Below are 25,376 nucleotides of genomic sequence, written 5' to 3' on the forward strand. Positions count from 1 at the left end.
CATGGGTTTGATCAATTATCCGATAAAAAACCATCAGTTTACGTTTATCGTTATCCTGATGATCGTCGCCATCGGCGTCAGCAGCATCTTTACGATGCCTAGGGCAGAAGATCCCGAAATGCAGCCGCCCAACTTCCCGGTGGTGGTGGTCTATCCGGGTACCAACCCCAAGGACATGGAGCAGCTGGTGGTAAAGCCCATCGAGAGCAGGCTCTACGACCTCGATAACATCAAACGTATCCGCACCACCGTGGTTAACGGCTTGGCCGTGCTGTTTGTGGAGTACGAACACGGTGCCGACTACGACAATAAATACCAGGAGCTCATCCGGGAGGTGAGCGCGTTGCGGCCCCAACTGCCCGATCAGCTGTACAGCATCGACGTGCAGAAAATAGACCCTACCGGCGTAAACGTGGTGCAAGTGGCCTTGATATCCGAAAACGCATCCCGCAAGCAGATGAAGGCCGTTTCGGACGACCTGAAAGAGGAGCTGGAAAAGGTTAAGGCGCTCAAGGATGTGACTGTAAGCGGGCTGTCCGACCAATTGATCCGGGTGGATGTGGAGCCTGCGAAGTTGGCTCAGTTGGGGATTACGCTAAACCAGGTGATGCAAGCCATCCAAAGCGAAGGGACCAATATACCCGGAGGTAGTGTGTTGGCTGGCGGGAAGGTTTTCAGCATCAAAACCAGCGGTAACTACCAAAGTGTCGACCACATTAAGCATACGATTGTTTCCAGCGCAGAAGGCAAGAACATTCTGCTGGGCGATATCGCCGATATATACGCCGATTTCGCTCCCGAAACACACATTACGCGTCTCAATGGCTACCGATCGGTGTTTGTCAATGCGGCCCAAAAGGCCGGCGAAAACATCAGTCGAACGCAGGAAGCATACCTGAAGGTGTTGGACCGGTTTGAACAACGGTTGCCCGAAAACATTGATATGGTGCTGCACTTCGACCAAGGTGAGAATGTCAATAAGCGACTCAGCGGCTTGGGTATCGATTTCCTCATTGCCGTTAGTTTGGTGCTACTTACCCTGCTGCCGCTGGGCACTCGGGCGTCGTTGGTCGTCATGATTGCTGTTCCGCTCTCGTTGGCCATGGGCGTTATCGTATTGAATATGCTCGGCTATTCATTAAACCAGCTGAGTATCGTGGGGTTCGTGGTGGCATTGGGCTTGGTGGTAGACGATAGCATCGTGGTGGTGGAGAATATTGAGCGCTGGATGCGGGAGGGTGTCTCCCGCATCGATGCAGCCATCAAAGGCACCCATCAGATTGCCTTGGCGGTAGTGGGCTGCACCGCCACGCTGGCCATCGCGTTTATGCCACTCATGTTTATGCCCGAAACGGCGGGCGATTTCATCCGCAGCCTTCCCATGGCGGTTATTGGATCCGTTATCGCCTCCATGCTGGTGGCCCTGCTGGTGGTGCCGCTGCTTGCCAGTCGCTTGCTGAAGCCTCATGAAAACCCCGAGGGTAATGCCGTGTTGCGGTGGCTTCAGCGTGCCATCCACGGCACCTATGCAGTGCTGCTCGATAAGGCGCTGAAGCGGCCCTGGCAAACGGTTGCGATTGCGGTAGTGGTTTTTGCGGGGGCGCTGGCGTTGATCCCCGTGGTCGGGTTCAGCTTGTTCCCTGCTTCCGAGAAGCCACAGTTCCTCATCCGCATCAATGCGCCGTTGCAGTCGCACATTTATGCGACGGATAGCATTACGCGGCAGATCGAGGAAGAATTGGCCGAATTGCCTCAAGTACAGTATTTCGCGTCCAATGTCGGCAAGGGCAATCCTCGCATTTATTACAACGTGGAGCAGGCCAATGAGCGAGCGGATTTCGCGGAGATCTTCGTGCAGCTGCAGTCCGATACATCACCTCAGGAAAAGGAAGCGCTCATCGAGACCCTCCGGCAGCGCTGGACACCCTACCTAGGCGCCAAGGTGCAGGTGAAGAATTTCGAACAGGGCGTTCCGGTGATCTCGCCGGTGGAGGTGCGGCTGTTTGGCGACAACCTCGACAGCCTGAAACGGTTGGCCAGCCGCGTGGAGGCCTTATTGGAAGAGACTCCCGGTGCGTTATATGTAAACAATCCGGTGCGCAACGATAAGACGGACATCCAAGTGAACATCCACCGGGATAAGGCGCTGGCGCTCGGTGTGCCCAGTGCGCACATCGACCGGACGGTGCGGATGGTGCTCGCAGGCGTTGACGTGACCACCTACACCGATCCGGAGGCGGATGATGACGATTACCTCGTTCGCCTCAGCGTGCCACGGGACGCCTATCCAAATCTGTCGGTGTTCGACCAGATTTATGTAGACAATGTGCAAGGGAAGGGGATACCTTTCAGTCAATTGGCGACGTTGGAATTGGTACCGTCACCCCCGGCGATTTACCACATCGACCGGCAGCGCACCGTCTCGGTAAACAGCTTCGTATCTGCTGGTTATACGAACGATGCGGTGATACAAGATGTTATCCGTCAGATGGACGAACTCCAGCTGCCTGTCGGGTACCGGTACGAGATGGGTGGCGAGGTGGAGAGCCGCGAGCAGTCGTTCGGCGGGTTTGGCACGGTCATCCTCATCACGGTTTTCATGTTCATCGCGGTGCTGGTGTTGGAGTTCAAAACACTCAAGAGCACGCTCATTGTTTTGTCAGTGATTCCATTGGGCATTGTAGGGGCTGTGCTGGCTTTGTTGGTTACCGGCAATACCTTGTCGTTCGTAGCGACCATCGGCTTGGTGGCCCTGGCTGGAATTGAGGTGAAGAATACGATTCTGTTGGTCGACTTCACCAACCAGTTGCGTAGGGAAGGGGTACCGCTTCACGGCGCCATCGAAAAGGCCGGGGAAATGCGGTTCCTCCCCATCATCCTTACATCGCTCACGGCTATTGGCGGACTGCTGCCCATTGCGTGGTCGAGCAACCCGTTGATTTCGCCCTTGGCCATCGTGATGATCGGGGGACTCATCAGCTCGACGCTGCTCTCGCGCGTGGTTACCCCCGTGGTGTATAAACTGATGCCACCGGCTATTAGTGGGCATTAACTGTCGTTGCTCTGCCCGTTATCTATTTTGGTCTTCCCAGTGCGTACACCTCCGGCATTGGGAAGCCCTTGGTGGCGCTTCATGGTACGCGTGTCTTTGAATGCCTTGTCGGATGTGGGGGTGCCCATTTCGTTATTGCGGTGTTGGTCGGGTGATTCACTGATTGTTTTTTTCTTCATGATGTCTCCTATGTTAACATCCTAACAATGGAGGTGGGTCATTGTTCTGAAGATTGTTGATCAATACACGTCGTCGTGTGTTCCGATGTCTTGAAGTAGTACGACCGAGACGGTGGGCGGGCGAGTGCCTTTGCGATTGCTGATTTCAGTAGATTGTTTTTAGAAGCGAACTTCTTGTATGCTTTTTCAAAGGCTTTGCTAGCCACCAGCTTCCTTTCGGTTGCCATTGAAATTACGATTGTTCTAGGCGTTGGATCAATGTCGAAGCCGATTCGCTTTTCAGGTTGCCTGCGAGATAATCACGTTGACCGGCCTTAGCGTTGCGCGCGATCGCCTTACGCCTAGCCTCTGCTTGCCGTTTCTGTATGATATCAAGCAGCATCTCTCGGGTATTGAAATCCAACTTCATAAATTCGCTTAATGCCGAATCAATTGTTGCCATGGACAATCTTTGTTTTGATTTTATACAAAAAAGCACAAATTATGCCGTATTTCAAATTACTAATGCTAGAATGGCGATATCAGTCGTCTTCGGGCTCTAAATCAACTTTCTTCCTCAAAATAACATATGCAGGAATACATAGTCCTTTGAAATTAGCGTATTCAATACCCCTGAAATGACCTAAGACTAATTGGTTTTCGGCACGGCTATAGCTGTCTATTTTGATGGCGTTGAGTAATAAATCTCTCGACCAGCGTTTTTAGCTATTTCATTGGCATAAAACGCTATAGCATAAAGCGATTGGACTTTGTCTAACAGTAATAAATTATGCCCCCAAGGAAAAACTGCGACGCAGCGTCGCAGTTTTTCATCTGCTTGATAATAACGCTCATAAAAACGCTTCATATCCCATAGTTACGCGGTGATAAGCCCATATCGGAAAACTCGTTTTTGAAGTCAATGGATAATTGTTATACAATACCACTGCTGTAACCTTCTTCTAATTCCTGCATTGTTCTTGTTTTCCCTACAAATAGGGACTTTCTTCGCCCTTTGTTCGCCCGTAATGCAAGCCCCATGCGTGCTGTATGTATGCGGTATGTAAGCGTCGCCCACATACGGCACGGATCAGCCGTACATACGGCACACATAACGGCGGGAAAACGGCAGAAGAACGTAGGGAGTTAGTCTTCTTCGGGCGGCCCTTCTTTTTTTTCTTTCTTCTTATCCTTTACCTCCAAGAGGTCCCGCAGTTTCCACCGCTTGAGCAGGATTTTCGTCGAATACCGTTTGAGGTGGTACTTTTCAGGCTCGCCGATCAGGAACCCGAACGCATTCATCGAGGGTACGGCATCGAATATGACCTTAATGGTGGCTGTAAGCGGTAGGGCCAGGATCAAGCCAGCCAGACCGAACAGCATGCCGCCCAATAGGATGGAGATGATGGCCATCAGCGGGTTGATGCTTACCTTACTGCCCACGATGTTGGGGGTAATCACGTTGCCTTCGAGGAACTGCACCACCTGAAACCAAGCGATAACCCCTACCGCGTACCAGGCGGTATCTTTGGTGGCCAACGCGAAAATAGCCGGGAGGATGGAACCGATGGCAATGCCGATATAAGGCAGCAGCATCAGCAGCGAAGCCAGCGTGCCGAAAAACCACGCATACTGGATGCCCAGTATCCATAGACCTACCGTATTGAGTATCGCCACAATGCCCATCACGGTAACGAGGCCAAGCAGGTAACTTTGCACCACTTGGTAAATCTTATTGAGGGTATTGTGAACCGTTTCTTGGGGGGTGGATTTGAAAACACGGAAGAAAAACTCGCGGAAAAATACGCGGTAGTACAACAGGAAGAAGGAGAACAGCGGGACCAATACAACGCCTGCCAAAACATTGCCTAGGGAACCGAAGGCGGCCGTGATATAAGATGCTGCATTCGATAAAATTTGATTGGCCTGGCTCCGAAGCCGCTCTACAACTTCGGTGGGTTCCACACCGAAGCGATCCTGCAGCCACCGCTGTATGGTATCGAATATCGATAGAAATTTCTGCTGGATTTCGGTTCCATCACGGCCGATAACAATCACCTGGTGGACGATGAACCACACCAATCCGGAAATCACGGCGATGGCTAAGATAACCGCCAGCAGCGCGGAAAGCGCTTTGCCAAGCCGCAACCGCTCGAAGGTGCCGGCCACGGGGTATAGCGAAATCGCGATGAGAATGGAAAACATCAGCGGCAGCAGTACGCTTTGCAGTACATACATCAAGGCGATGATGAGTGCCAATGAAATCAGACTGGCTGCCAATTCCACCGAATAGGGCTTTTTAGTACGGTTTTCTTGCATATAATTTGGATAAATTCCCGCGTTGTGTACTCATTCAAAGGTAATGAAATAATTGTGATCACATTACCTATGGTGATTTGTTGGAGGTGGAACAGTCAGTAGGGGATAATGTTTTACGAAATACAGGAAATCAAAAAAGCAAATAAAAGTGAGCCATATTTTGGGGTACCCCGAAAATCTTTTTGGCATACTTTTTTTTAGGAATGTGGTTTCACTGTATCAAAAACCTCGATTTTCGCGTTTTTTTAAAACGTCTGCACGCGTGCAAAAGTAAATTGCAATAGGGAAAAAGCAATTTGCACGCATGCTAATCGGAATTTCATCCGTGCAAAACCAACTTGCAATTGTGTGAAAATGATTGGCACGCTTGCAGAAGAGAATAGCACGTGTGCTAACCGGAATTGCATTCATGTAAAAGCAAATAGCAATCGTGTAAAAGTGATTTACATGTTTGCAAAAGTGAACAGCCTGGGCGCTAACCGAGATTTCATTCGTGCAAAAGCAAATGACGCACGTGCCAATCGGAATTTCATGTGCACAAATCTGAATAGCCTATGTGTAAATCTGAATAAACCGCTTGTAAATCAAAACTGCAGGTATGCAGAGCTGCATAGCACACGTGTAAATCAAAATTGCACGTGTGTAAAACTGGTTGGACCATGAGTGAATCCAAATTACATATGTGTAAATCTGAATAGGCAGGGCACCTATGTTCCTGCAATGCTGTGAATTGGCTATGGGTAAATACGCAATAAATTGTGTACTTTTGCACCATCATTAGCATAGATTAACAAACATACTTTGACATTTAGCGATTTTAACTTCGATAGCGACCTTTTTGAGGGCTTGAATAGCATGGGCTTCAAAATGCCCACACCGATACAGGCCGAAACCATCCCGATTATCCAAAACAAACAAGATTTGATAGCTTGTGCCCAAACGGGGACGGGAAAAACCGCTTCTTACCTTTTACCGGTAATGGACGCGATTTGCCGGATGGAAGAGCGCCCAACGGTCAGTGCCCTGATACTTGCCCCCACGCGCGAGCTGGCGATGCAAATTGACCAACAGGTGGAAGGCTTGGCATATTTCACGGGCATTACCTCCATTGCTATTTACGGCGGTGGCGATGGCATCGGCTATGAACAGCAGCGTCGCGCACTACGCGAAGGCGTCGATATCGTGGTGGCAACACCGGGTAGATTGATCGCACACATCAGCTCGGGCATCGTCCGCCTGGGGGAAATTAAGTTCCTCGTGCTCGACGAGGCCGACCGCATGCTTGATATGGGTTTCAAAGACGATATCAATCGCATCGTGCGCGAATTGGCGACCGAACGGCAGACCATGCTCTTCTCTGCTACCATGCCCCCCAAAATACGGGCATTTGCCAAGAACCTACTGAAAAACCCCGAGCAAGTCAATATCGCGATGTCCAAACCTGCCGAGGGAATTGTCCAGCAACAATACCGCGTAGGGGATAATCAAAAAACGCCGTTATTGAAACAGATACTGAAGAGTGGTGATTTCAAGAGCATCATAGTCTTTTCGTCGACCAAAGAAAAGGTCAAGAGCCTGGGGCGCGAACTGGGTAAGATGGGATTGACTGTGGAGCCGTTCCATTCGGACCTTTCCCAAGACGAGCGTGAAAAGATCCTCCTCCGGTTCAAGAACAAGCAATTGCCCGTCTTAGTGGGTACCGACGTGCTTTCGCGGGGCATCGACGTGGTGGGTATCGATTTGGTGGTGAACTACGACGTACCGCCCGATCCCGAAGACTACATCCACCGTATCGGTCGGACGGCCCGGGCCGAAACCACCGGTACCGCCATCACCTTTGTAAACAGCCGCGATAGTCGGCGCTTTTCGGCGATTGAGCAGTTGATGGAACGGAACGTGGAAGAGGCGACCCTACCCGAAGGCATCGAGGCGGCAGTGGAGACAGCCGATCGTAACGACCGGCGGCGTGGGGATCGAAACCAGTCGCGGAATAGGGGCAAAGGTGGTAAATCGGGTCATCGCCACCCATCACAGGCAAAGAAGACCGACGGCACCCCGGCGGCAGCTGTATCGGAAGGAACACCAGAAGGTACCCCGAAAAAGAAAAAGAGACCTTTCAAAAGACGGAATAAGAACCGCAAGCCGGGCGCATCGCAAGGTGCGGAAGCACCGTCGACTCCGACTCCGTAGTCTTTATTCGCCCGCGTATAATGGGCCGGATGACCACACCAAGGTTGAATTTTGTAATTAATAACGCGGAAGTGACGAATATCTTAATTTCTGTCCGTAATTTTGCCGTAATTATACTGTAATGGCGAAGAAAAAGAAAAAGGCCGCCGAAGAGGTGGATGTTGTTCTTATCGGCGCAGGTATCATGAGCGCCACCCTGGGTACCCTAATCAACGAGCTGCACCCCAGCGCAAGCATCGAAATTTACGAACGTTTAGACGAAGTGGCCGCCGAAAGCTCCGACGCTTGGAATAATGCCGGTACGGGCCATTCGGCATTGTGTGAATTGAACTATACGCCGCAACGGGCAGATGGATCGGTAGATATCAGCAAAGCCATCAAAATCGCCGAAGCTTTTGAACGCTCTAAGGAATTCTGGTCTTACCTGGTTGCCCATGGCATCATTGACCACCCCGAGCGTTTCATCCGGAGCATACCCCACATGAGCTTTGTGTTTGGCGACGAAAATGTGTCTTTCCTCCGTAAGCGTTATGAGACGATGCGCACGCACCACCTGTTCCACGGCATGAGCTACACCGAAGACCATCAGGTGCTCCGTGAATGGATTCCATTGATCATGGAAGGGCGCAAAACCGAGGAACATCTGGCCGCTACGCGGATTGACATTGGTACGGATGTTAATTTCGGTGCATTGACACGGGCGTTGTTCTTGCATCTGATCCAGCAGAAAGGGGTTAAACTCCGGTTGGCTAATGAGGTGCGCGATATCGAGCGGGCCGATGATGGCCGCTGGAAGGTGACCGTGAAAAACCTGACGACCGACAAGAAGAAAACGGTAGTTGCTAAATTCGTGTTTATCGGCGCGGGGGGTGGTTCGTTGCTGCTGCTCGAAAAATCGGGTATACCCGAGGCCGATGGCTTCGGCGGGTTCCCCGTGAGCGGCCAGTGGCTGAAGTGCACGAATCCCGAGGTTATTGCCAAACACCACGCCAAGGTTTATGGTAAGGCCGCCGTGGGCTCACCGCCCATGTCGGTGCCCCACTTGGATACGCGGGTTATCGATGGGAAAACCGCATTGCTGTTCGGTCCGTATGCCGGCTTTTCGACCAAGTTCCTTAAAAATGGTTCGTGGCTCGATCTCCCGGCCTCGATCAAGTTCAGTAATATCCGCCCGATGCTGGCCGCGGGGATGGACAACATTCCACTCACCAAATACCTGATCAACCAAGTACGGCAAAGTCCCGACGACCGGTTGGCTTCGCTGAAAGCATATGTGCCCACGGCACGCAAGGAAGATTGGGAGCTGGAAATTGCCGGCCAACGGGTGCAGGTCATCAAGAAAGACGAAGCGCACGGCGGTATACTCGAGTTCGGGACGGAAGTGGTTAGCAGCGCCGATGGTACCATATCAGCACTCCTTGGGGCCTCACCGGGTGCTTCCACCTCGGTGTCAATCATGGTCGACCTGTTAGCCAAGTGCTTCCCCGAGCGCGCCAAAACGGCCCAGTACCTGAGCACGCTGCAAAAGATGATTCCTTCATTCAGCCATTCCATTGCTGAAGATGCGCAATTGTGCCGTGATACACGGGAACGTTCGGCTTCGATACTGCAACTGGAGCATACGCTCGAAACTGCTTAGGCGTGGCAGACGTCGCAAACGGATTCCACGAATTGGTGGTGCAACTCAAGCAGACACCATTACTCCACTGGGTCGGCGTGGTTTGTGGCGTTATCCAAGTACTACTTGCCAAATCCAACAAAGTACTGCTATATCCCTTTGGCATCGCCAGCATCTTGGTTACCATTTATGTACTCTATGAGGCCGGGCTCTATGCCGAAATCTTATTGAACGGCTATTACCTGGTGATGAGCATCTACGGCTGGGTACACTGGGTGGCGCGGAGCGACCAACCCCAGGTGGTTGCGGGTTATTCGAAACGTTCCGATTGGTATATTACCCTGTTGATTGTTACCATCGGTTTCCCCCTGTTGTATTTCGGGTTACTCCATTTCACAGACTCCACCGTGCCGGTATGGGATGCATGGGTAAGTGCCACCGCATGGGCAGGGATGTGGCTGTTGGCCCAGCGCAAAATCGAAAACTGGGTGTGGCTGAATGTCAGCAATACATTTGCCATCCCGCTATTGGCTTATAAGGGACTGCACCTCTATGCGTTGCTGACGTTGTTCCTTTTTATCGTTGCTATTTTTGGTTATATCGAATGGAAACGTATCATCCGTAGGCAGCGCGATACGGAAACTTTTGTGGAAACATGAAGCGAGCACAACTGAAATACGATAAGCAGCCGGTACCCGCTGCATTGGCTGAGCAGTTACGCCAATGGTCGGCCGATGCCGAAACCCAGGGTGCGCTTACCGCCGGTCAATTGGCGATTATCTACGACCAGCGCTGGTTTAAATTATTTGTACCAAGAAACCTCGGTGGCTTGCAATTGCCGTTGCCGGAGGGTGTTCGGCTGGAAGAGGAGCTGGCCCGGATTGATGGGAGCTTAGGGTGGACGGTGACTTTGTGCGCCGGCGCTAACCTGTTTGTGGGCTATATGGATCGCTCGGTGGGCGAAACGATATTTTCTGACCGCCGGGTGTGCTTGGGAGGAAGTGGGCAGGCCACGGGGAAAGCTGTGGATACCGACGGTGGATATGTGGTATCGGGCAAATGGCGGTATGCCACCGGCGCACCGCACCTCACACACTTTACAGCAAATTGTGAAACCAAACAAGGTGTCCAATCCTTTTTCTTCGCGCAAGCCGATGTTCGGATCATTGAAGACTGGAACGCATTCGGCCTGAAAGCTACCGCCAGCCATTCATTTGAAGTTGACCACCTAATGGTCGACCGGTTCCAAGCATTTTCGATAGCGCCCGAAGCGGCAACGTGGGATGATCCGATTTATCGGTATCCGTTTCTCCCGTTTGCCGAAGCTACGCTGGCCGCCAATACCTTGGGCATGACCAGGCATTTTTTGGAATGTGCTGCAACGCTGGCGGCACCGGGCATATCCACGTTGGTACAGACTGCCCAAAGAAAAGTTATGGACGCTAGGACGTCTTTCTATGATGCGCTCGATACCTCTTGGGAGCTTTTGCTGCGTGACGGTGAGTTGCCTCCGGAAGTGCTGGGATCCGTCAGTCAAGCGAGCCGTACATTGGTTAAAATATCGCGGGAACTAGTCGTTGCGGTATACCCACACGTTGGAATGGTAGGGGCGGACGCCTCGTCGGAGATGAACCGCGTGTGGCGTGATATCTTCACCGCGAGCCAGCATAGCCTTCTCCGCCAGTGATTTCCGTAGATGATCTTTTGATTTCTTGCATATGCAGCGCAACTTATCTAAGTTTGTAGGTAAGTTATATGATTGCATTTCCCAACGCCAAGATCAACATCGGACTGCAGGTGCTCAACCGCCGGGCAGACGGCTACCATGATCTACAAACCGTTTTTTACCCCATCAAACTACACGATGTGCTGGAGCTAGTGGAAGCCGGCGAAACCCGGTTCATTCCCTCCGGATTGACCATACTGGGCGACGGCGAAGATAATTTGTGCATGCGAGCATATGGGTTGCTTCAACATGCATACGATTTGCCCCCTGCTCATATCTACCTGCATAAGGTAATCCCGATCGGCGCAGGCCTTGGCGGCGGATCGGCCGATGCAGCGTTCTTGCTGAAGTTAGCCAACGAGCACTTCGGACTGGGGCTCGATGAAGTGCAATTGATGGGATATGCCCGCCAACTGGGTGCCGACTGTGCTTTTTTTATCCGCAACATGCCGACACTCGCTTCGGGCATCGGGGATATACTCGAGGATGTTGCCATAGACCTTTCATCATACCATATCGTGTTGGTGAAGCCCAACATCCATATTTCCACGGCAACCGCCTATGGAATGGTAACGCCTCGTCCGGCTGATCGGCCATTGGCCACCGCGATTGAAATGCCCGTAACGACATGGCGCGATAATATTGTGAATGATTTCGAAGCTGGTATTTTCAGCGAATACCCCGAAATTTCCGCTGTAAAAGCATTTTTATACGACAAAGGAGCCGTGTTTGCTGCAATGAGTGGCAGCGGGTCGAGCGTGTACGGCCTGTTCGAAGAACCGGTAACGCTATCCGGTCTGGACCCGACCTGCACGGTCTTTTACATGGATTGATAACCGATGATGAACATGACCACTTTCCGAGCCGAAATCCAGCGGGCCGAAAACCAAGGCGCTGCGATGGCGGGGTGGGCTTATGTGGAAGTGCCCCATGCCATTGCCAACCAGATAAAGCCCAATTACAAACAGGTTTACCGTGTGCGGGGGCAGATCGATGGTCACGCGTTTGCCGGCCTGGCGTTGATGCCTAAAGGGGAGGGCGATTATTACCTGGCCATCAATGGTAGCATGCGCAGGGTGCTGAAGAAAGGGGTGGGTGAGGTGCTGGCGCTCTGTTTGGAGGAAGATAAGGACTTCAAAATCGTCATGCCCGAAGACTTGGAGGTCTGCCTGTTGGATGAGGACGACGATTTAATGGGCAAATTTATGGCCCTGCCCATGTCGCACCGCAACTATTTCATCACGTACATCACGGATGCTAAAACGGAACCGACGCGCACCAAACGTATCGCGATGACCGTGGAAGCCATGATCCTTGGCATCGATTTCGGAGCCATGATCCGCTTGGATAAGGTCCGCAGGCAGAACGGTTAAGCGGGTACCTGTCTAGCCGTTAAAAAAAATACAGCAAATTTTGGTGGAGTTAATTTATTAATGCAACTTTGCTGCAAGTTAATGAGGCGTTATTTTCATATATCCCGATGGTTACTGTGTGCGATTACGCTGAGCGTAGTCGTGACGGTGGTCAGCATTCCGCTGATTTCTGCCCTGCACACCCACGTGGAACACATGGATGGCTGCAATGGGAGCAGTGATACACCGGGGACAGATGACGCCTCGGATTGCGGTTTCTGTGCGCTGTATGCCCAGTTTACACCGTGGGAAGTACTTCCGGTGCCCACGTTTTCTTTCCGTGCGCCGGTAACACCGCTTCTGACGACATTTGGCCAACCGAGGCCTAAAGTACTTTGCAAAGGCCTGGTCAGCGGGCACACCACCAGAGGCCCACCGTCTTTTTCCGCCTAAACCCTTATCCACACATTTCTCTTTTTTCTAATTTTTTCGATCAATGCGATTGGTGCATTCGATGAAGTTCATTGTTATTACATGTATTGGCCTCTTTGCCATGGCATTTGCCCATGGGCAGGATTTCCGACTGGCCGGGCGGGTTACTGATAGAGTGGGTAACGCCGTTGCAGGTGCGCGTGTTGCGTTGCAAGGTGTCGGAAGCCAAGTGGCCACGCCTATAAAAGCGGTCCTTACCGACACGAGGGGGATGTTTTCCTTCGGCCGACTGCCAAGGGGTAATTATCAGCTAACGGTCCATAAGGGCGATTATGTGGCTAGGGACACCGCGGTTTCCCTCACGGGCGATAGGGTTGGTTTTTCCCTGGTGCTGGAAGGTAAGGTGCACCTGCTCGACGAAGTACTGGTGGTAGACAACCACGTCGTCCGCAGAAAGCAGGAGGAATCGCTCAACCTGGAAGTGGTCGGCAAGGATTTCGTTTACCGCAACCTGGGTGGCAGCCTCATGAAAACGCTCGAAAGGCTGCCCGGCGTGCAGACCATCGGCATCGGATCCGGGCAATCGAAGCCCCTCATCAGGGGGCTAGGTTTCAACCGGGTGGTGGTGGTCGACCGGGGCATTAAGCACGAAGGCCAACAGTGGGGGAGCGATCATGGCCTTGAGCTGGATCAGTTTGCCGCTGGGGAAGTGGAGCTCATCAAGGGCGCGGCGTCGTTCGTCTACGGGTCGGATGCCATCGGCGGGGCCATCGACGTGAAGCCCGAAGCGCCGCCCGCTCCGCATACGCGGGCGGTATCGGTAGACTTGGTGGGGCGGACGAACAACCGCAGCTATGGCACGTCGGTGCGTATCGGCGGGCGGGGCGAAAAGTGGTTTGCCGATGCTCGCCTTACTTACCTGCGTTATGGCGACTACCGCGTCCCCGCAGACACGGTATATGTCTATGATTATGCGGTACCGCTCAATGGCCGGCACCTCCGCAATACCGCAGGGCGCGAAACGGATGCTCACTTCACCACCGGCTATTTGGGTGGTCGTTTCAATTCCATCCTGTATGTGAGCAATACCTTTCATAAGGCCGGGTTTTTCGCCAATGCGCACGGCCTGGAGCCGCGCAGGGTGGATATGGATCTGCACGACCGATCGGCAAGGGATATCCAGCTGCCCAGCCAGCAGGTTAACCATTTCAAGGCCATCAGCAGGAATGCCATCCACTGGGGCGAGCACCATATTGAGGCCGAGGTGGGGTTCCAGCGCAATTTCCGGCAGGAACACAGCCCCTATGTGAACCACGGCTATATGCCATCTGTATTGCCCGATACCTTGGGCATGTTGGCCACATTGGAGCGCGAGTTTGATAAGCAGGTGTATTCGCTGAACGTGAAAGACTACGTAGAGTGGGGTAGACACCAGCTGACCGTCGGTCTCAACACGGAACATCAGCGGAATAATATCGGCGGGTGGACCTTCCTCGTGCCGTCGTTTGAGCAATCGACAGTGGGTGTGTTCGCGTACGACCGTTTCCGGTTAACCGACCGGTTGCTGCTGCATGGCGCCATGCGTTTCGACCATGGCAGCCTGCGCATGCATGAATACCGCGACTGGTTCCCGTCTGATGTGCCGGAGGGTGGACAAGCGTATCTTGTCCGCGCGGCCGAGCTGCACCGGCGTTTCAATAGCATCGTATGGTCTGTTGGGATGAATTACGAGCCGTTGGAAAACCTTTCGCTCAAGGCAAATGTCGGTAAAAGCTTCCGTATGCCCATTGCCAAAGAGCTGTCGGCCAATGGGGTGAATTACCACTATTTCAGCTATGAGCGTGGTAATCCGTCGCTTTCGGCGGAGCGGTCGTATCAGGCCGATGTGTCTGCGACGTGGAAAGCCGGTGGTTGGGACATCCAGGTAAGTCCGTTCTACAACTATTTCCCCAACTACATTTACCTGAACCCCACGGCGTCGTTTGACCATTTCTATGGTGCCGGCAACCAGGTGTTCGAGTATGCCGAGAGCCGCGTGATGCGGTACGGTGGGGAGGTGCAGGTATCGCGTCGGTTGGGACGGTCGCTGAAGGTGGAAGTGCTGGGTGAATACCTGTTTTCCCAGCAGCTTTCGGGAGCCAAGAAAGGGTTTTCACTGCCATTTGCCCCACCGCCATCCCTGTTGATGGGCTTTTCATGGTCGCCCGACCGCCCCGGTAGCCCGTTTGTTGGGGTCGACTACCGGCTGGTGGCCGCGCAAGACCGCATTGTGCCGCCGGAGAAGAAAACCCCCGGTTATGGGGTGATGGCACTGCGGGCCGGGGGCACGGCCACGTTGGCGGGCGTGCCTGTACAGCTGAACGTGCAGGTGCAAAACCTGTTGGATACCAAGTATATGGATCATACCAGCTTTTACCGCTTAATTGAACTCCCGGAAATGGGTAGGAACATTGTTCTTTCCCTGCGGATTCCGATCATCAATAAACAAAAAGATTGAAAAAACATGAGTATCATGGAGAAACTACGGATAAGGAAAGTAATCATTGCCTTTGGAATCTTTTCAATGGCGCTGTCATGCAGCAAAGATGCCGAAACAGTAGACACGGAATACCCGGTTATCGATAAGAATTTTGAGGCAGCATTCCCGCAGCAGTGCGGTACCGTTTTGCGGGGAGAGACGTTTGTCTTCCGGGCCAAATTCAGCGACAACGTTGCGCTGGGTTCTTTTAGCCTAAATGTGCACGACAATTTTAACCACCACAGCCACAGTACGGAAGTCGAGGCATGTGACATGGGGCCAGAAAAGACACCGAAGAACGCTTTCGAATACATCAAATCGTTCGATATCACCGGTGCACCGAAGACGTACGAAGCCCGGGTGGAGATTGACGTTCCGATGGATGTCGACCCCGGCGATTATCATTTCCTGATCCGCGTAACCGATCGGGAAGGATGGCAGACGCTGCGTGGCCTGAGTATTAAGATCCAATAAGTTTGGGTCAATAATTTTTAACTATTGAACAATATCATCATGAATAAGCAAAATAAACACTTTATATACATCCTACTTGGTTTAACCCTTTTTACCTGGGCGGCGTGCAGTAAAGACGAGAGCCCCGCCGTCGACAAGCCGCTAATCGAGTCGTTGGAAGTAGGGCACGACAATAACCGTATGGTCCGCCCGGGCGGCGACCTCCACCTCGATGCGGCTATTTTGGCTCCCGGAGGTATTGCCCACATCACCTTGGAAATCCACCCCGAAATCGGCGACGGATGGGTGTTTGAACAGGTGTTTACCGATGGTTACGAGGGGTTGAAAAATACCGATTTCCATCAGCACATCGATGTGCCGGTAGACGCCGCGGAAGGGGAGTATCACCTGCATGTAACGGTAACCGACCAAGCGGGCCAAGTGGCTGAAGCAGAATCTCATCTGGACATCACGGCTGAAGCAGAAGAAGGCCATGACGACCATCATGATCACTAATGAACGACGGAGCTAGCGATAGCCACGACCGTCTCGCCCCGGGGCGAGACGGTTTTTTTATGATCGCGGGTGGTATTGCGTAATCACGGATTGCAGGTATTGACGGTCCACATGGGTATATATTTCAGTGGTGGTGATGCTTTCGTGGCCCAGCATGTCTTGCACAGCGCGCAGGTCGGCACCGCCCTCCACGAGGTGGCTGGCGAACGAGTGGCGGAAGGTATGGGGGCTGATTTTCTTTTTCAGGCCGATTTTGGTAGCAAGGTCCCGGATGATGATGAAGACCATCACCCGCGTAAGTGGTGCACCCCGCCGGTTGAGGAAGACGAAATCTTCTTTTCCCGCTTTGATTTTCTGGTGTACCCGAACTTCATTCAGGTAAATGCGTAGGAATTTGATGGCTTGGCTTCCAATAGGCACGAGCCGTTCTTTGCTTCCCTTGCCCTCCACTTTGATGAATTCCACGTCGAGAGACAGGTTGGATATTTTGAGCCCGACCAGTTCGCTCACGCGCAGGCCACAACCGTAGAGCACCTCCAGCATGGTCTTGTTGCGCATGCCCTCGGGTGTAGATAGGTCGTTGGCATCGATAAGCTGTTCGATTTCCTGGATGTTCAACACATCGGGTATTTTGCGGGCTAGGCGGGGAGTTTCGATCAATGCGGTGGGGTTTTCGAGCAGATCGTGTTCGAGGCTCATGAATAGGTAGAATGTTTTGATGCCCGAGAGGATACGTGCTTGGCTTGTGGCGGACAGGCCGAAGCCATTTATCCATATCAAAAAATCCTGTACGTGGTTCGGGGCAATGTCCTTGGGCAAGATGCCCTGCGGGTCGGCAAACTGTTGGAGTTTGACGATGTCGTTGAGGTAGGCCTCCACGGTGTTTGCCGCCATTGCTCGCTCCAATTGGAGATAGTTTTTGAAGTCACCGATCGCGGATTTCCAATTCATTCGTATGTGCCCGCATAAAAAACAAACGGGGTATCGGCAAATATACAATATTCACTAACTTTACGTCCTATGGAAAAGATAGAGGTTGCCGTAGACCGTATCATCGAGGCGGTATTGTCGCGTGTACCCAGCATTGTGCTGGGCATATTGATATTGATTGCCGGCAGCTGGTTGATCCGATTGATTCTCCGCATTATCCGGAAGCGGTTCGAACGGCGCAGCGTTGACCTGTCACTGCGCGATTTCGTGGCGAGCATCGTCAAGTTTATCCTATATACCATGCTCATCCTCAGTGTGGCGTCGATGGTGGGTCTCCAAACCACATCGTTTGTGGCGGTACTGGGTGCGGCGAGCCTCTCCATCGGGTTGGCGTTGCAGGGCAGCCTGTCCAATTTTGCAGGCGGTGTATTGATTTTAGTGTTCCGGCCTTTCCGCGTGGGCGATTACGTGAGCAGTGCATCCGGCGCAGCGGGTACCATTGAAAAGATCGACATCCTTTATACCACTATGCGAACGTCTGACGGGATTGCCGTCTTTGCGCCGAATGGGCCGCTGGCCAATACCGTGATTACAAACTACTCCAGCATCACCAAGCGCCGGCTTGAGTATAAAATCGGCATTGCCTACGAGTCTAATATCAAAGAAGCGCGCGAGGTGATTCTCAAGGTGCTGAACGATGATTACCGCATTATGGGCACGCCGAAGCCGGAGGTGCGTGTTTCGGAATTGGCCGATAGTGCGGTTAACCTGGTGATCTGGGCGTGGGCACCGAAAGATAAGTTTTGGGAGGCCTATTACGAAAACTTTGAGCGTATTAAGTTGGCACTCGACGCCAATAACATTACCATCCCTTATCCGCAGCAGGAGATGCGTATTGTCAACCGCGAAGCGCCATGATCCGTGACACGTACTTGCCGATGACATCGAATTCGAGGTTTACCGTGTCGCCTACCTTCACTTTGTTGAGGTTCGTATGTTCGAGGGTATAGGGGATAATCGCTACGGAAAACCGATCGGCTTGCGAATCGACCACCGTTAAACTGATGCCATTGACCGTAATAGATCCCTTTTCTACCGTGATGTTGCCTTGCCCTCGGTCATATTGGAAGGTATAAAGCCAGCTGCCTTGCTGATCCGCGATCGATACACACTGCGCGGTCTGGTCTACATGCCCTTGCACGATATGGCCATCCAGTCGGTCGCCCACTTTGGTACATCGCTCCAGGTTGACCGTACTCCCCACCTGCAGGGCGCTTAAGTTACTCTTCTGGAGGGTTTCGGCGATAGCCGTAACGGTATGCTCGCCCGGCGATAGGGCGACCACGGTAAGGCAGACGCCATTGTGCGAGACGCTCTGGTCGATTTTCAGCTCGTCCGATAGGGTGGAGGCCACCGTGATATGGAGGTTACCCGCTTCCTGACGAAGATGGGTGACATTGCCTAGCGTTTCGATGATGCCTGTGAACATGGTGAGCGAGTGAGTGTGTGAGCAAGTGAGTTTGTGAACGTGTGAGCTTGTAACGGTCTCCGTATGCAAAGATAGCGATTACTTTTTTCGCCTTACAAGGGCAAGCAAGATCAGGAAAGCAAACCCGGCACTGCCGGCAATCCCGGCGTAGGCCAGGTAGTCACCTGTAGATACATAGAACGTGATTTCCTCGTTGAGGTTGATGTCTTGTTTAAGCGCGGTGGATGTCCACCATGCCGTCCGTTGCACCACATCGCCCCGTTGGTTGATGAATGCGGAAATACCCGTATTGGCCGATCGTGCCACCCAACGCCGCGTTTCGATGGCGCGCAGTTTGGCATAGGCTAAATGCTGATCTTTCCCCGCGGTATCGCCCCACCAGCCATCGTTGGTGACGATAGCAATGAACTGCGCCCCCTCGCGTATGTATTCGGCCACGTAATTACCCCATATCGATTCGTAACAGATAACGGGTGCGGCACCGATGCCACTTTGCGAGTAGAAAACCGATGGCTTGTCCTGGCTGCCATAGCCGCCCGTGGTGCCTCCAAAGCCGGCGAAAAGTGGCTTCAGGAATCCCAGTGCCCCGGCAAAAGGAAATTGTTCGGCACCGGCCACCAGCTTGGACTTGTGGTAGAATTGGAGTTTGGCCGAATTTTCGATCAGCACGGCCGAATTGAAGGCATCGTAATAGACACCGTCGTATGCGCGTGCCGTGGGTGTCCGTTGGTCGCTATAAACCCGATAACCCTCGATGCCCGAGAGGACATTCCCGTTTTTATACTGCTGTAAAAATTGCTGGATACGGAAGAACGCGGGGTGTTCATAAAAGCGGTCTTCATCGAAGCCGCCTTGCCTGGCGATAGCCGTTTCCGGCCAGATGAAAAACTCGGTGTTCGGCTGGGCGACCGAATCCGACAGCCGGATGAGGTTGTCTATCTGTTGTTCGGGTGTAATAAAAGTGAATTTGCCATAGGGGTCCACGTTCGGCTGCACCACCACTACGTTCGATGGGTTTTGGTGTTCCTCGTAGTTGGAATAGCGGTATAAAGACCATGTTGAAGGTATGCCAATGAGGAGCACGAGTCCGCCCAGCAGCTTATAGCGGTGTGCCGGTCGGAAGCCGTCCTTGGCCGATAAGATAATCAGGAAGAGCAGGATGTTGCTCGCCCATATCCACACGGTACCGCCGTATATGCCGGTATATTCATACCACTGCACCAGCTGGTGTGTGCCGGCAAATCCGTTGCCCAGGGTCATCCACGGGAAAGATAGGTCCCAACTTTGGTGCAGGTATTCGTAGGCGATCCAGAAGGAAGCCAGTCCGGCCAATGACCATCCGATGGCATGGCGTTTACGCAATTGGTAATACAGCCGGAAGGCTAAGGCCATCAATAAGGCGGCTAGTCCAAAAGGGATCAATGAAACAAATGCCGCTGCATATACCGGCATAATGGCGTTCATGGCGTTGAATACCCAATAAATGGAGGCCGTGTTCCACAGGAGGGCAGTGAGCCCGCCAAGCAGGAACACTTTACGGCCTTTGCGGCGGTAATCGCCCCGCATCACCGTTTCGAGCGCCAGCAGCAGCGGCACAAAGGCCACCCATAGCAGGGGCGAAGTATAAGAGAATGGTGGCCATGCCAACCACAGCAAGAATGCACTCAGTAGGGCCAATAAATAGTTTTTTTTCACGGTTACAGTTGGGATAACAGTTCGTTTTTCTTGTTTTCGTATTCGGCTTCGGTAATCAATTCACGCTCAAACAACGTTTTAAGTTTTTTGAGTTTGATGGTGAGCTCATCGGCGGGGTCGGCTGCGTCCTGTAAGATGGGCATCTCTGTGCCATCTGTGTTTGATGGTGACTGCAGCGCTGCCATACCCGCCCGGTACAACTTGCGCACTTGGTCTTTGGGGACGTAAGCCATGGTGAGGGTTTCGCCGTCGTGCTTGGTAAACGTTACCTGGCTGCCCAAGATACCCTCTTTGAAAGATAAGTCTTCGATGTCTTGCCAGTTCACGATGTCAAAGTGGGTCGCTAGGCCCCACTTGGTCGACTTGCAAATGAATACCCGCTTATTGGTGAGGGCGATGCTATTGGGAAATAAGGTAATCGCCGGTTTTTTCTGCACGGCGATGTAGGTAACCTCCTCACTCGCTGAAGCCAGCATATCCTGCAGCTTAAGGAGCAGTTTCTCCACCACTATAGGGTCTTGACCGTCGTTGATGTATTGGTCGATGTGCATGCTAATTTTGGCACTAATATAGGAAAGATTTGTCATCCTCCGCTATGCCTGCCCCCCAAAAAGGGGGGAGACGGGCGAACCTGTATACCTTACCTTTGTTTTGCCCGCTACTGCGGGCAGGAGTTTCTACCTTTTTTATTTACCCATGTAAAACAACACGATTATGTCAACATGCAATGTAACATTTCACAAAGACACCGACGACAAAAAAGGAACCGGTGCAACCAAAAACTACGACGGGCCGCAGTCCGTTGCTGATTTAAGTAAAGTGCTGTGGGAAGATACGACCTTCGATAACGATATGAAAGATGATATCAGTTGGATCGACACCCGCACTCAGACTTGGGTACGTGTGTATTCCAAGGCGAATTTCCAGGGGCGGACGGCATTGATCGGGCCTGACCAGCATGTCAGTATGAAAAAACTCCGGGATGAGAACAACGAAGATGACATGAACGACACCATCGAGAGTTTTCAGCTTTATGATCATAAGCCGGATGTCAATACCAGTAATATCGTTGCTAATTTGCTGGCCCTCTATCCGGCCTCCGAGCGCTCCACCAAAAACAATCGGTACGAGATTGAATGGTATGCGCAAGATTCGCAATACCGTATGTATGATCCCTCTATTAAGCTGGAAGGTGATAAAGTGTCGTTTGTGATGGACCTCGACCATATCCAAGCCGAACAGGACGATCATGCTGTATTGAGTTTTAGCATGGACCTCAATGGTGGATTCGTAGAAAAGATACAAGTGTCGTATGATATCGCCGGTGCCACCCAGATACCGGAGTGGGCTATTAAGTTGATTGATGGGGCCATTGAAGTAGCAAAGTATGGTGCCATCGCTATCGCCGATGGTGCGGTGATTGTCCTTACGGATGGGATAGGTGTGGTGGCTACCGTAGAGATAAATAGGCTAATCAAGTATACAGCACAGGGGCTTACGTTCTGTGTCGATCACCTCAATATTGTACTCGGGGCGGTGTTCAAATTTCAGAGCGATGGCGGCACAACCAATTTTCCGGCCATCGTATCGCACAGCATTGCCAGGCTCGTTCTTGCTTATTATCAGGAGTTGCACGGGCCTGATACCAACAAGCCGATCAGGTTCGAACAGCAGCGCTTCTTCAACGTGCTGGGAGCCCGGAGCTGGGATGAGTCGAAACATAATCCATTTGTGGAATTCATCGAGAAGGGGTACTCCTATCGCTCATATTACCCAGACAACACGTTTTTCTACGCTAGGGGCGGCGCATTGTCTTCCGTAAAAATCGATGCGATCACCGACAATAGAATGGACGACCACTTGGTGATACAGGCCGTTTTTGATCCGTATGGCAAGTTGTTTGCCGTTGCCGGATGTATCGATATTTTTTCGGTGAAGAACATTGAGGGCTATACCGCTCCTGCAAGTGGTGTATTTGTATACAATGCCGAGCGAAAGATAATCCACGTCACCCAAGGAGGCGAAGAGGTAACCGAAGTACAAGGGTATGGCTCGCTGGAAGAAGCCTATGCCGCCGGTCTGAAAGATGCGCTGAGGAAAACGGGGGTTGATTATGGAATTAACATGACCGACCGACAGATGACGCTGGTAGACGCCTCGGTGAAGGCCTTGGCGGCAATAGATGCGGCGATTGAGTAACCCAATCGACAATTAAAATAAGGAACATAAGGCCGGGAGCAAATGAGTAATCATTGGTTCCTGGCTTTTTTTGTTAGCTCGAACCGGATAGGGATTAGCTCAAACGCAAGACACATAGGCACCGCCGCAATCGTTACCGGTATCGATTGCGTAGATTTTATTGCCGTTTATCTGTAATTTTCCGCGGAAAGACCTTAATATTGTGTTTGCGTAGTAGCCCATGGGTTAGTGTCTATGGAACTTAGTTAATCACCATTATAAAATCAAAAAGATGAAATCATCAAACTCACGTCGAGAATTTATCAAAAAAGCTTCAGTAGGAGCTGGCGTTGTCGGACTGTCCGCCATGGGGTTCAGTGCGAAAAGCTACAGCAAGATTATTGGAGCCAATGACCGGGTAAGGGTGGGGATTGTGGGATTCTCCAACCGATTCCGAAGTTCGCTCTTTCCTTGTTTCATGAATCACGCGAAAGCCCAGAATTTCGAATTCGTAGCCGTCTCCGACCTTTGGAACAGGCGCCGTGACGAGGCCTATGCTTATGCGAAAGAGAAGGCGGGAATTGAAATTGCAAAATATCGGAATAATGATGAGCTCTTCCCGCGGAACGACGTGGACGCGGTCATCATCAGTACGGCCGATTTTCAACATGCACTGATAGCGGCGGAAGCGGTACGCCAAGGGAAGGACGTTTATGTGGAGAAGCCCCTGGCCGAAACGATGGAAGACGCCAAAGTAGTGCGGAAGGCAGTTGAGGAAACAGGGAAAATCCTACAGGTAGGGTCACAACGTCGTAGCGCGCCCAATTACATTGCGGCCAACGAGTATATCCGGTCGGGCAAATTTGGCGATATCAAAATGGTCGAAATGACCTGGAACGTAAACCAGCCCGGTCGCTGGCGGCTACCTCAATTGACGAAGGAAATCCGCGAACAGGATACCGACTGGAACCGCTTTCTGATGAACCGCCCGAAAGTGGCGTGGAACCCGCGGTATTACCTCGAGTACCGGTTGTTCTGGCCTTATTCATCCGGGATTTTCGGCCAGTGGATGGCACACCAGATTGATACCGTGCATTGGTTTACCGGCCTGCCACACCCCCGTAGCGTGGTGGCCAGCGGTGGCATATACCTCTGGAACGATGGTCGCACCAATCCAGATACGCTTACTGCAGTGATGGACTACGGACAGGCCAACGACCCCACCAACGGATTTCAGGTGCGGTATTCGTCGCGATTTACTAACTCCGCCGGGGGGGTGAAGGAATTGTATTTTTCAAATGGAGGATCTTTGAACCTCGATACCAACGAAGTGACTTCGGAAGGTGGATTGACGCAGCGTATGGCCGATCAAATGGGAATGAAGGAAAATCTGCTGGATCCATTTACACTCTCGAATGCCGCGAAAATCGAAACATCCGCAAATACCGGTGGCGACCCCATGACCTCGCTGCACATGCTCAACTGGATGGAGTGCGTGCGCAACCGCAAGACACCGAATGCCGACGTGGTGGCCGGATACAACCATTCCGTCGCTAATATCATGGGGCACACGGCCTACGAAACCGGTAAACGGGTGACATTCGATGATGTGAAACAGGAAGTAGTAGTTTCTTAAATAGCGATTGATAGATGAAAGAAGCAAAGATTTTAATAGGAGCCCTTGTATTGTCCGCAGCCGTAATGGGTTGTGGGCAACCGCAATCGGGGCAATCGCAGGCCGGACAGGCCGAGACGGAAGCTACCAATCGGTTTTCATTCGTAGAACATCCGGAGAGCAACAGCATAGCGGTGCTGCTCGATGGCCAGCCCTATACCTCGTACTGCTATGCCGACAGCTTAAAAAAGCCGGTGTTGTACCCGCTCCGTACCAAAGGTGGACATTTCATTACCAGGGGATGGCCTGTGCAGCCCCGTTCAAATGAGCGGACGGATCATCCCCACCACATCGGGTTGTGGTTCAATTACGGCGATGTTAACGGATTGGATTTTTGGAATAACTCAACCGCTATTCCCGCCGAAAAGCGTATGGGCTACGGCAGTATACATCACGCGGCGGTAAACGGGACAGAATCCAGCGGAAATACCGGCGTACTTGATGTAACGAAGTATTGGCAAGGGCCGCAGGGCGATAGCCTCTTGAAAGAAGATACGCGATACGTTTTCCAAGTAGACAGTGTAGGGAATACATCCATCGAACTCGATATCAAATTGACGGCGCTGACGGACGTATCGCTCAACGATAACAAAGAAGGTGTGCTGGGCATACGGTTGGCGCGTGCACTCGAGCATCCCTCCGATGAGCCGGCCAAATTTACCGATGCCAATGGTATTGTCACTGAGGTGGCACAAGCCAATAACGACGGGGTAACGGGGCACTATATCAGCAGCGAGGGTATTGAGGGTGACGATGTGTGGGGAACCCGGGCGAAATGGGTAACGCTGAACGGCACCATTGAGGGAGAGGACGTGTCGCTCGTTATCCTTGACCACGCCGGAAACCCCGGGTATCCCACCTATTGGCATGCCCGCGGGTATGGTTTGTTTGCCGCCAACCCATTGGGGCAAAAGGCACTCAGCGATGGCAAAGACGAATTGAACTTTAAGTTGGATAAAGATGCCTCCGCGCGGTTCAGATACAAGATACTGATCCACGCAGGAAGTAAATTAGATACCGCCACAATCAACGATCAGTTTGCCGAGTTCGGCGATTAAATGGGGTACTTATTCAG

The 25,376-nt window shown here is 52.1% G+C and carries 23 protein-coding genes; 15 read left to right on the forward strand and 8 right to left on the reverse strand.

Features of this window, described 5'->3' with window-relative positions; translation table 11 throughout:
• Position 1 precedes the first annotated feature (1 nt).
• Positions 2-3,052 (forward strand): efflux RND transporter permease subunit, encoded by a 3,051-nt coding sequence (locus tag U9S71_RS04315; protein ID WP_326325528.1) that lies wholly within the window; start codon positions 2-4, stop codon positions 3,050-3,052.
• Here the strand turns inward: U9S71_RS04315 and U9S71_RS04320 are convergent.
• The 4 genes from U9S71_RS04320 to U9S71_RS04335 form a co-directional block, all read right to left on the reverse strand.
• Positions 3,049-3,231, reverse strand: a complete 183-nt coding sequence (locus U9S71_RS04320) for a hypothetical protein (RefSeq protein WP_326325530.1) — start codon at positions 3,229-3,231, stop codon at positions 3,049-3,051. The genes U9S71_RS04315 and U9S71_RS04320 overlap by 4 nt on opposite strands.
• A gap of 232 nt (positions 3,232-3,463) precedes the next feature.
• A complete protein-coding gene (locus U9S71_RS04325) occupies positions 3,464-3,673 on the reverse strand; it encodes a hypothetical protein (RefSeq protein WP_262246250.1) in 210 nt (69 codons plus the stop codon).
• A 216-nt stretch (positions 3,674-3,889) separates the two neighbouring features.
• Positions 3,890-4,078 carry a DUF1016 N-terminal domain-containing protein gene (locus U9S71_RS04330; RefSeq protein WP_326325531.1) on the reverse strand — a complete coding sequence of 63 codons (189 nt, stop codon included), beginning with the start codon at positions 4,076-4,078 and terminating at the stop codon, positions 3,890-3,892.
• 278 nt (positions 4,079-4,356) lie between these two features.
• Positions 4,357-5,529 (reverse strand): AI-2E family transporter, encoded by a 1,173-nt coding sequence (locus U9S71_RS04335; protein WP_326325532.1) that lies wholly within the window; start codon positions 5,527-5,529, stop codon positions 4,357-4,359.
• An 801-nt stretch (positions 5,530-6,330) separates the two neighbouring features.
• Between U9S71_RS04335 and U9S71_RS04340 the strand changes: the two genes are divergently transcribed.
• The 10 genes from U9S71_RS04340 (at position 6,331) to U9S71_RS04385 (ending at position 16,334) form a co-directional block, all read left to right on the forward strand.
• A complete protein-coding gene (locus U9S71_RS04340; protein WP_326325534.1) occupies positions 6,331-7,719 on the forward strand; it encodes a DEAD/DEAH box helicase in 1,389 nt (462 codons plus the stop codon).
• Positions 7,720-7,840: 121 nt separating this feature from the next.
• On the forward strand, positions 7,841-9,358 hold the full coding sequence (locus U9S71_RS04345; protein ID WP_326325535.1) for a malate:quinone oxidoreductase: 1,518 nt from the start codon (positions 7,841-7,843) through the stop codon (positions 9,356-9,358).
• Positions 9,359-9,360: 2 nt separating this feature from the next.
• Positions 9,361-9,996 carry a nicotinamide riboside transporter PnuC gene (gene pnuC / locus U9S71_RS04350; RefSeq protein ID WP_326325536.1) on the forward strand — a complete coding sequence of 212 codons (636 nt, stop codon included), beginning with the start codon at positions 9,361-9,363 and terminating at the stop codon, positions 9,994-9,996.
• A complete protein-coding gene (locus U9S71_RS04355; RefSeq protein ID WP_326325537.1) occupies positions 9,993-11,024 on the forward strand; it encodes an acyl-CoA dehydrogenase family protein in 1,032 nt (343 codons plus the stop codon). Before pnuC ends, U9S71_RS04355 begins: the two co-directional genes overlap by 4 nt.
• A 68-nt stretch (positions 11,025-11,092) precedes the next feature.
• A complete protein-coding gene (gene ispE, locus U9S71_RS04360) occupies positions 11,093-11,896 on the forward strand; it encodes a 4-(cytidine 5'-diphospho)-2-C-methyl-D-erythritol kinase (RefSeq protein WP_326325538.1) in 804 nt (267 codons plus the stop codon).
• A 15-nt stretch (positions 11,897-11,911) separates the two neighbouring features.
• Complete coding sequence (locus tag U9S71_RS04365) at positions 11,912-12,436, forward strand: YdeI/OmpD-associated family protein (RefSeq protein ID WP_326325539.1); 525 nt, start codon at positions 11,912-11,914, stop codon at positions 12,434-12,436.
• A gap of 81 nt (positions 12,437-12,517) precedes the next feature.
• Positions 12,518-12,868, forward strand: coding sequence for a DUF2946 family protein (locus tag U9S71_RS04370; protein ID WP_326325540.1), 351 nt, complete (start codon positions 12,518-12,520; stop codon positions 12,866-12,868).
• 61 nt (positions 12,869-12,929) lie between these two features.
• Positions 12,930-15,344 carry a TonB-dependent receptor gene (locus U9S71_RS04375; RefSeq protein ID WP_326325541.1) on the forward strand — a complete coding sequence of 805 codons (2,415 nt, stop codon included), beginning with the start codon at positions 12,930-12,932 and terminating at the stop codon, positions 15,342-15,344.
• A gap of 15 nt (positions 15,345-15,359) precedes the next feature.
• On the forward strand, positions 15,360-15,839 hold the full coding sequence (locus U9S71_RS04380) for a DUF4625 domain-containing protein (RefSeq protein ID WP_326325543.1): 480 nt from the start codon (positions 15,360-15,362) through the stop codon (positions 15,837-15,839).
• Between the two features lie 39 nt (positions 15,840-15,878).
• A complete protein-coding gene (locus tag U9S71_RS04385; protein WP_326325545.1) occupies positions 15,879-16,334 on the forward strand; it encodes a DUF4625 domain-containing protein in 456 nt (151 codons plus the stop codon).
• 57 nt (positions 16,335-16,391) lie between these two features.
• Here U9S71_RS04385 and xerD read toward each other — a convergent pair whose 3' ends face one another.
• Positions 16,392-17,285, reverse strand: a complete 894-nt coding sequence (gene xerD / locus U9S71_RS04390) for a site-specific tyrosine recombinase XerD (RefSeq protein WP_326325547.1) — start codon at positions 17,283-17,285, stop codon at positions 16,392-16,394.
• Between the two features lie 69 nt (positions 17,286-17,354).
• On the opposite strand from xerD, the gene U9S71_RS04395 reads away from it, so the two are divergent.
• Entirely contained in the window at positions 17,355-18,182 is an 828-nt protein-coding gene (locus tag U9S71_RS04395) for a mechanosensitive ion channel family protein (RefSeq protein WP_326325548.1), read from the forward strand.
• Here the strand turns inward: U9S71_RS04395 and U9S71_RS04400 are convergent.
• From U9S71_RS04400 to U9S71_RS04410, 3 genes are all read right to left on the reverse strand, one after another.
• Positions 18,163-18,753 (reverse strand): riboflavin synthase, encoded by a 591-nt coding sequence (locus U9S71_RS04400; protein WP_326325549.1) that lies wholly within the window; start codon positions 18,751-18,753, stop codon positions 18,163-18,165. The two genes, U9S71_RS04395 and U9S71_RS04400, sit on opposite strands and share 20 nt — an antisense overlap.
• Before the next feature lie 78 nt (positions 18,754-18,831).
• Positions 18,832-20,448, reverse strand: coding sequence for an apolipoprotein N-acyltransferase (gene lnt, locus U9S71_RS04405; protein WP_326325551.1), 1,617 nt, complete (start codon positions 20,446-20,448; stop codon positions 18,832-18,834).
• Positions 20,449-20,450: 2 nt separating this feature from the next.
• On the reverse strand, positions 20,451-20,999 hold the full coding sequence (locus tag U9S71_RS04410; protein WP_326325552.1) for a PH domain-containing protein: 549 nt from the start codon (positions 20,997-20,999) through the stop codon (positions 20,451-20,453).
• Between the two features lie 163 nt (positions 21,000-21,162).
• Between U9S71_RS04410 and U9S71_RS04415 the strand changes: the two genes are divergently transcribed.
• From U9S71_RS04415 to U9S71_RS04425, 3 genes are all read left to right on the forward strand, one after another.
• On the forward strand, positions 21,163-22,647 hold the full coding sequence (locus tag U9S71_RS04415; RefSeq protein WP_326325553.1) for a peptidase inhibitor family I36 protein: 1,485 nt from the start codon (positions 21,163-21,165) through the stop codon (positions 22,645-22,647).
• A 271-nt stretch (positions 22,648-22,918) separates the two neighbouring features.
• Positions 22,919-24,262 carry a Gfo/Idh/MocA family protein gene (locus tag U9S71_RS04420; protein WP_326325555.1) on the forward strand — a complete coding sequence of 448 codons (1,344 nt, stop codon included), beginning with the start codon at positions 22,919-22,921 and terminating at the stop codon, positions 24,260-24,262.
• Positions 24,263-24,276: 14 nt separating this feature from the next.
• Positions 24,277-25,359: a DUF6807 domain-containing protein gene (locus U9S71_RS04425; protein WP_326325556.1), complete on the forward strand. Its 1,083-nt coding sequence runs from the start codon at positions 24,277-24,279 to the stop codon at positions 25,357-25,359.
• Positions 25,360-25,376 lie beyond the last annotated feature (17 nt).

The sequence above is a fragment of the Parapedobacter flavus genome, assembly GCF_035818675.1.
GTDB lineage: Bacteria > Bacteroidota > Bacteroidia > Sphingobacteriales > Sphingobacteriaceae > Parapedobacter > Parapedobacter flavus.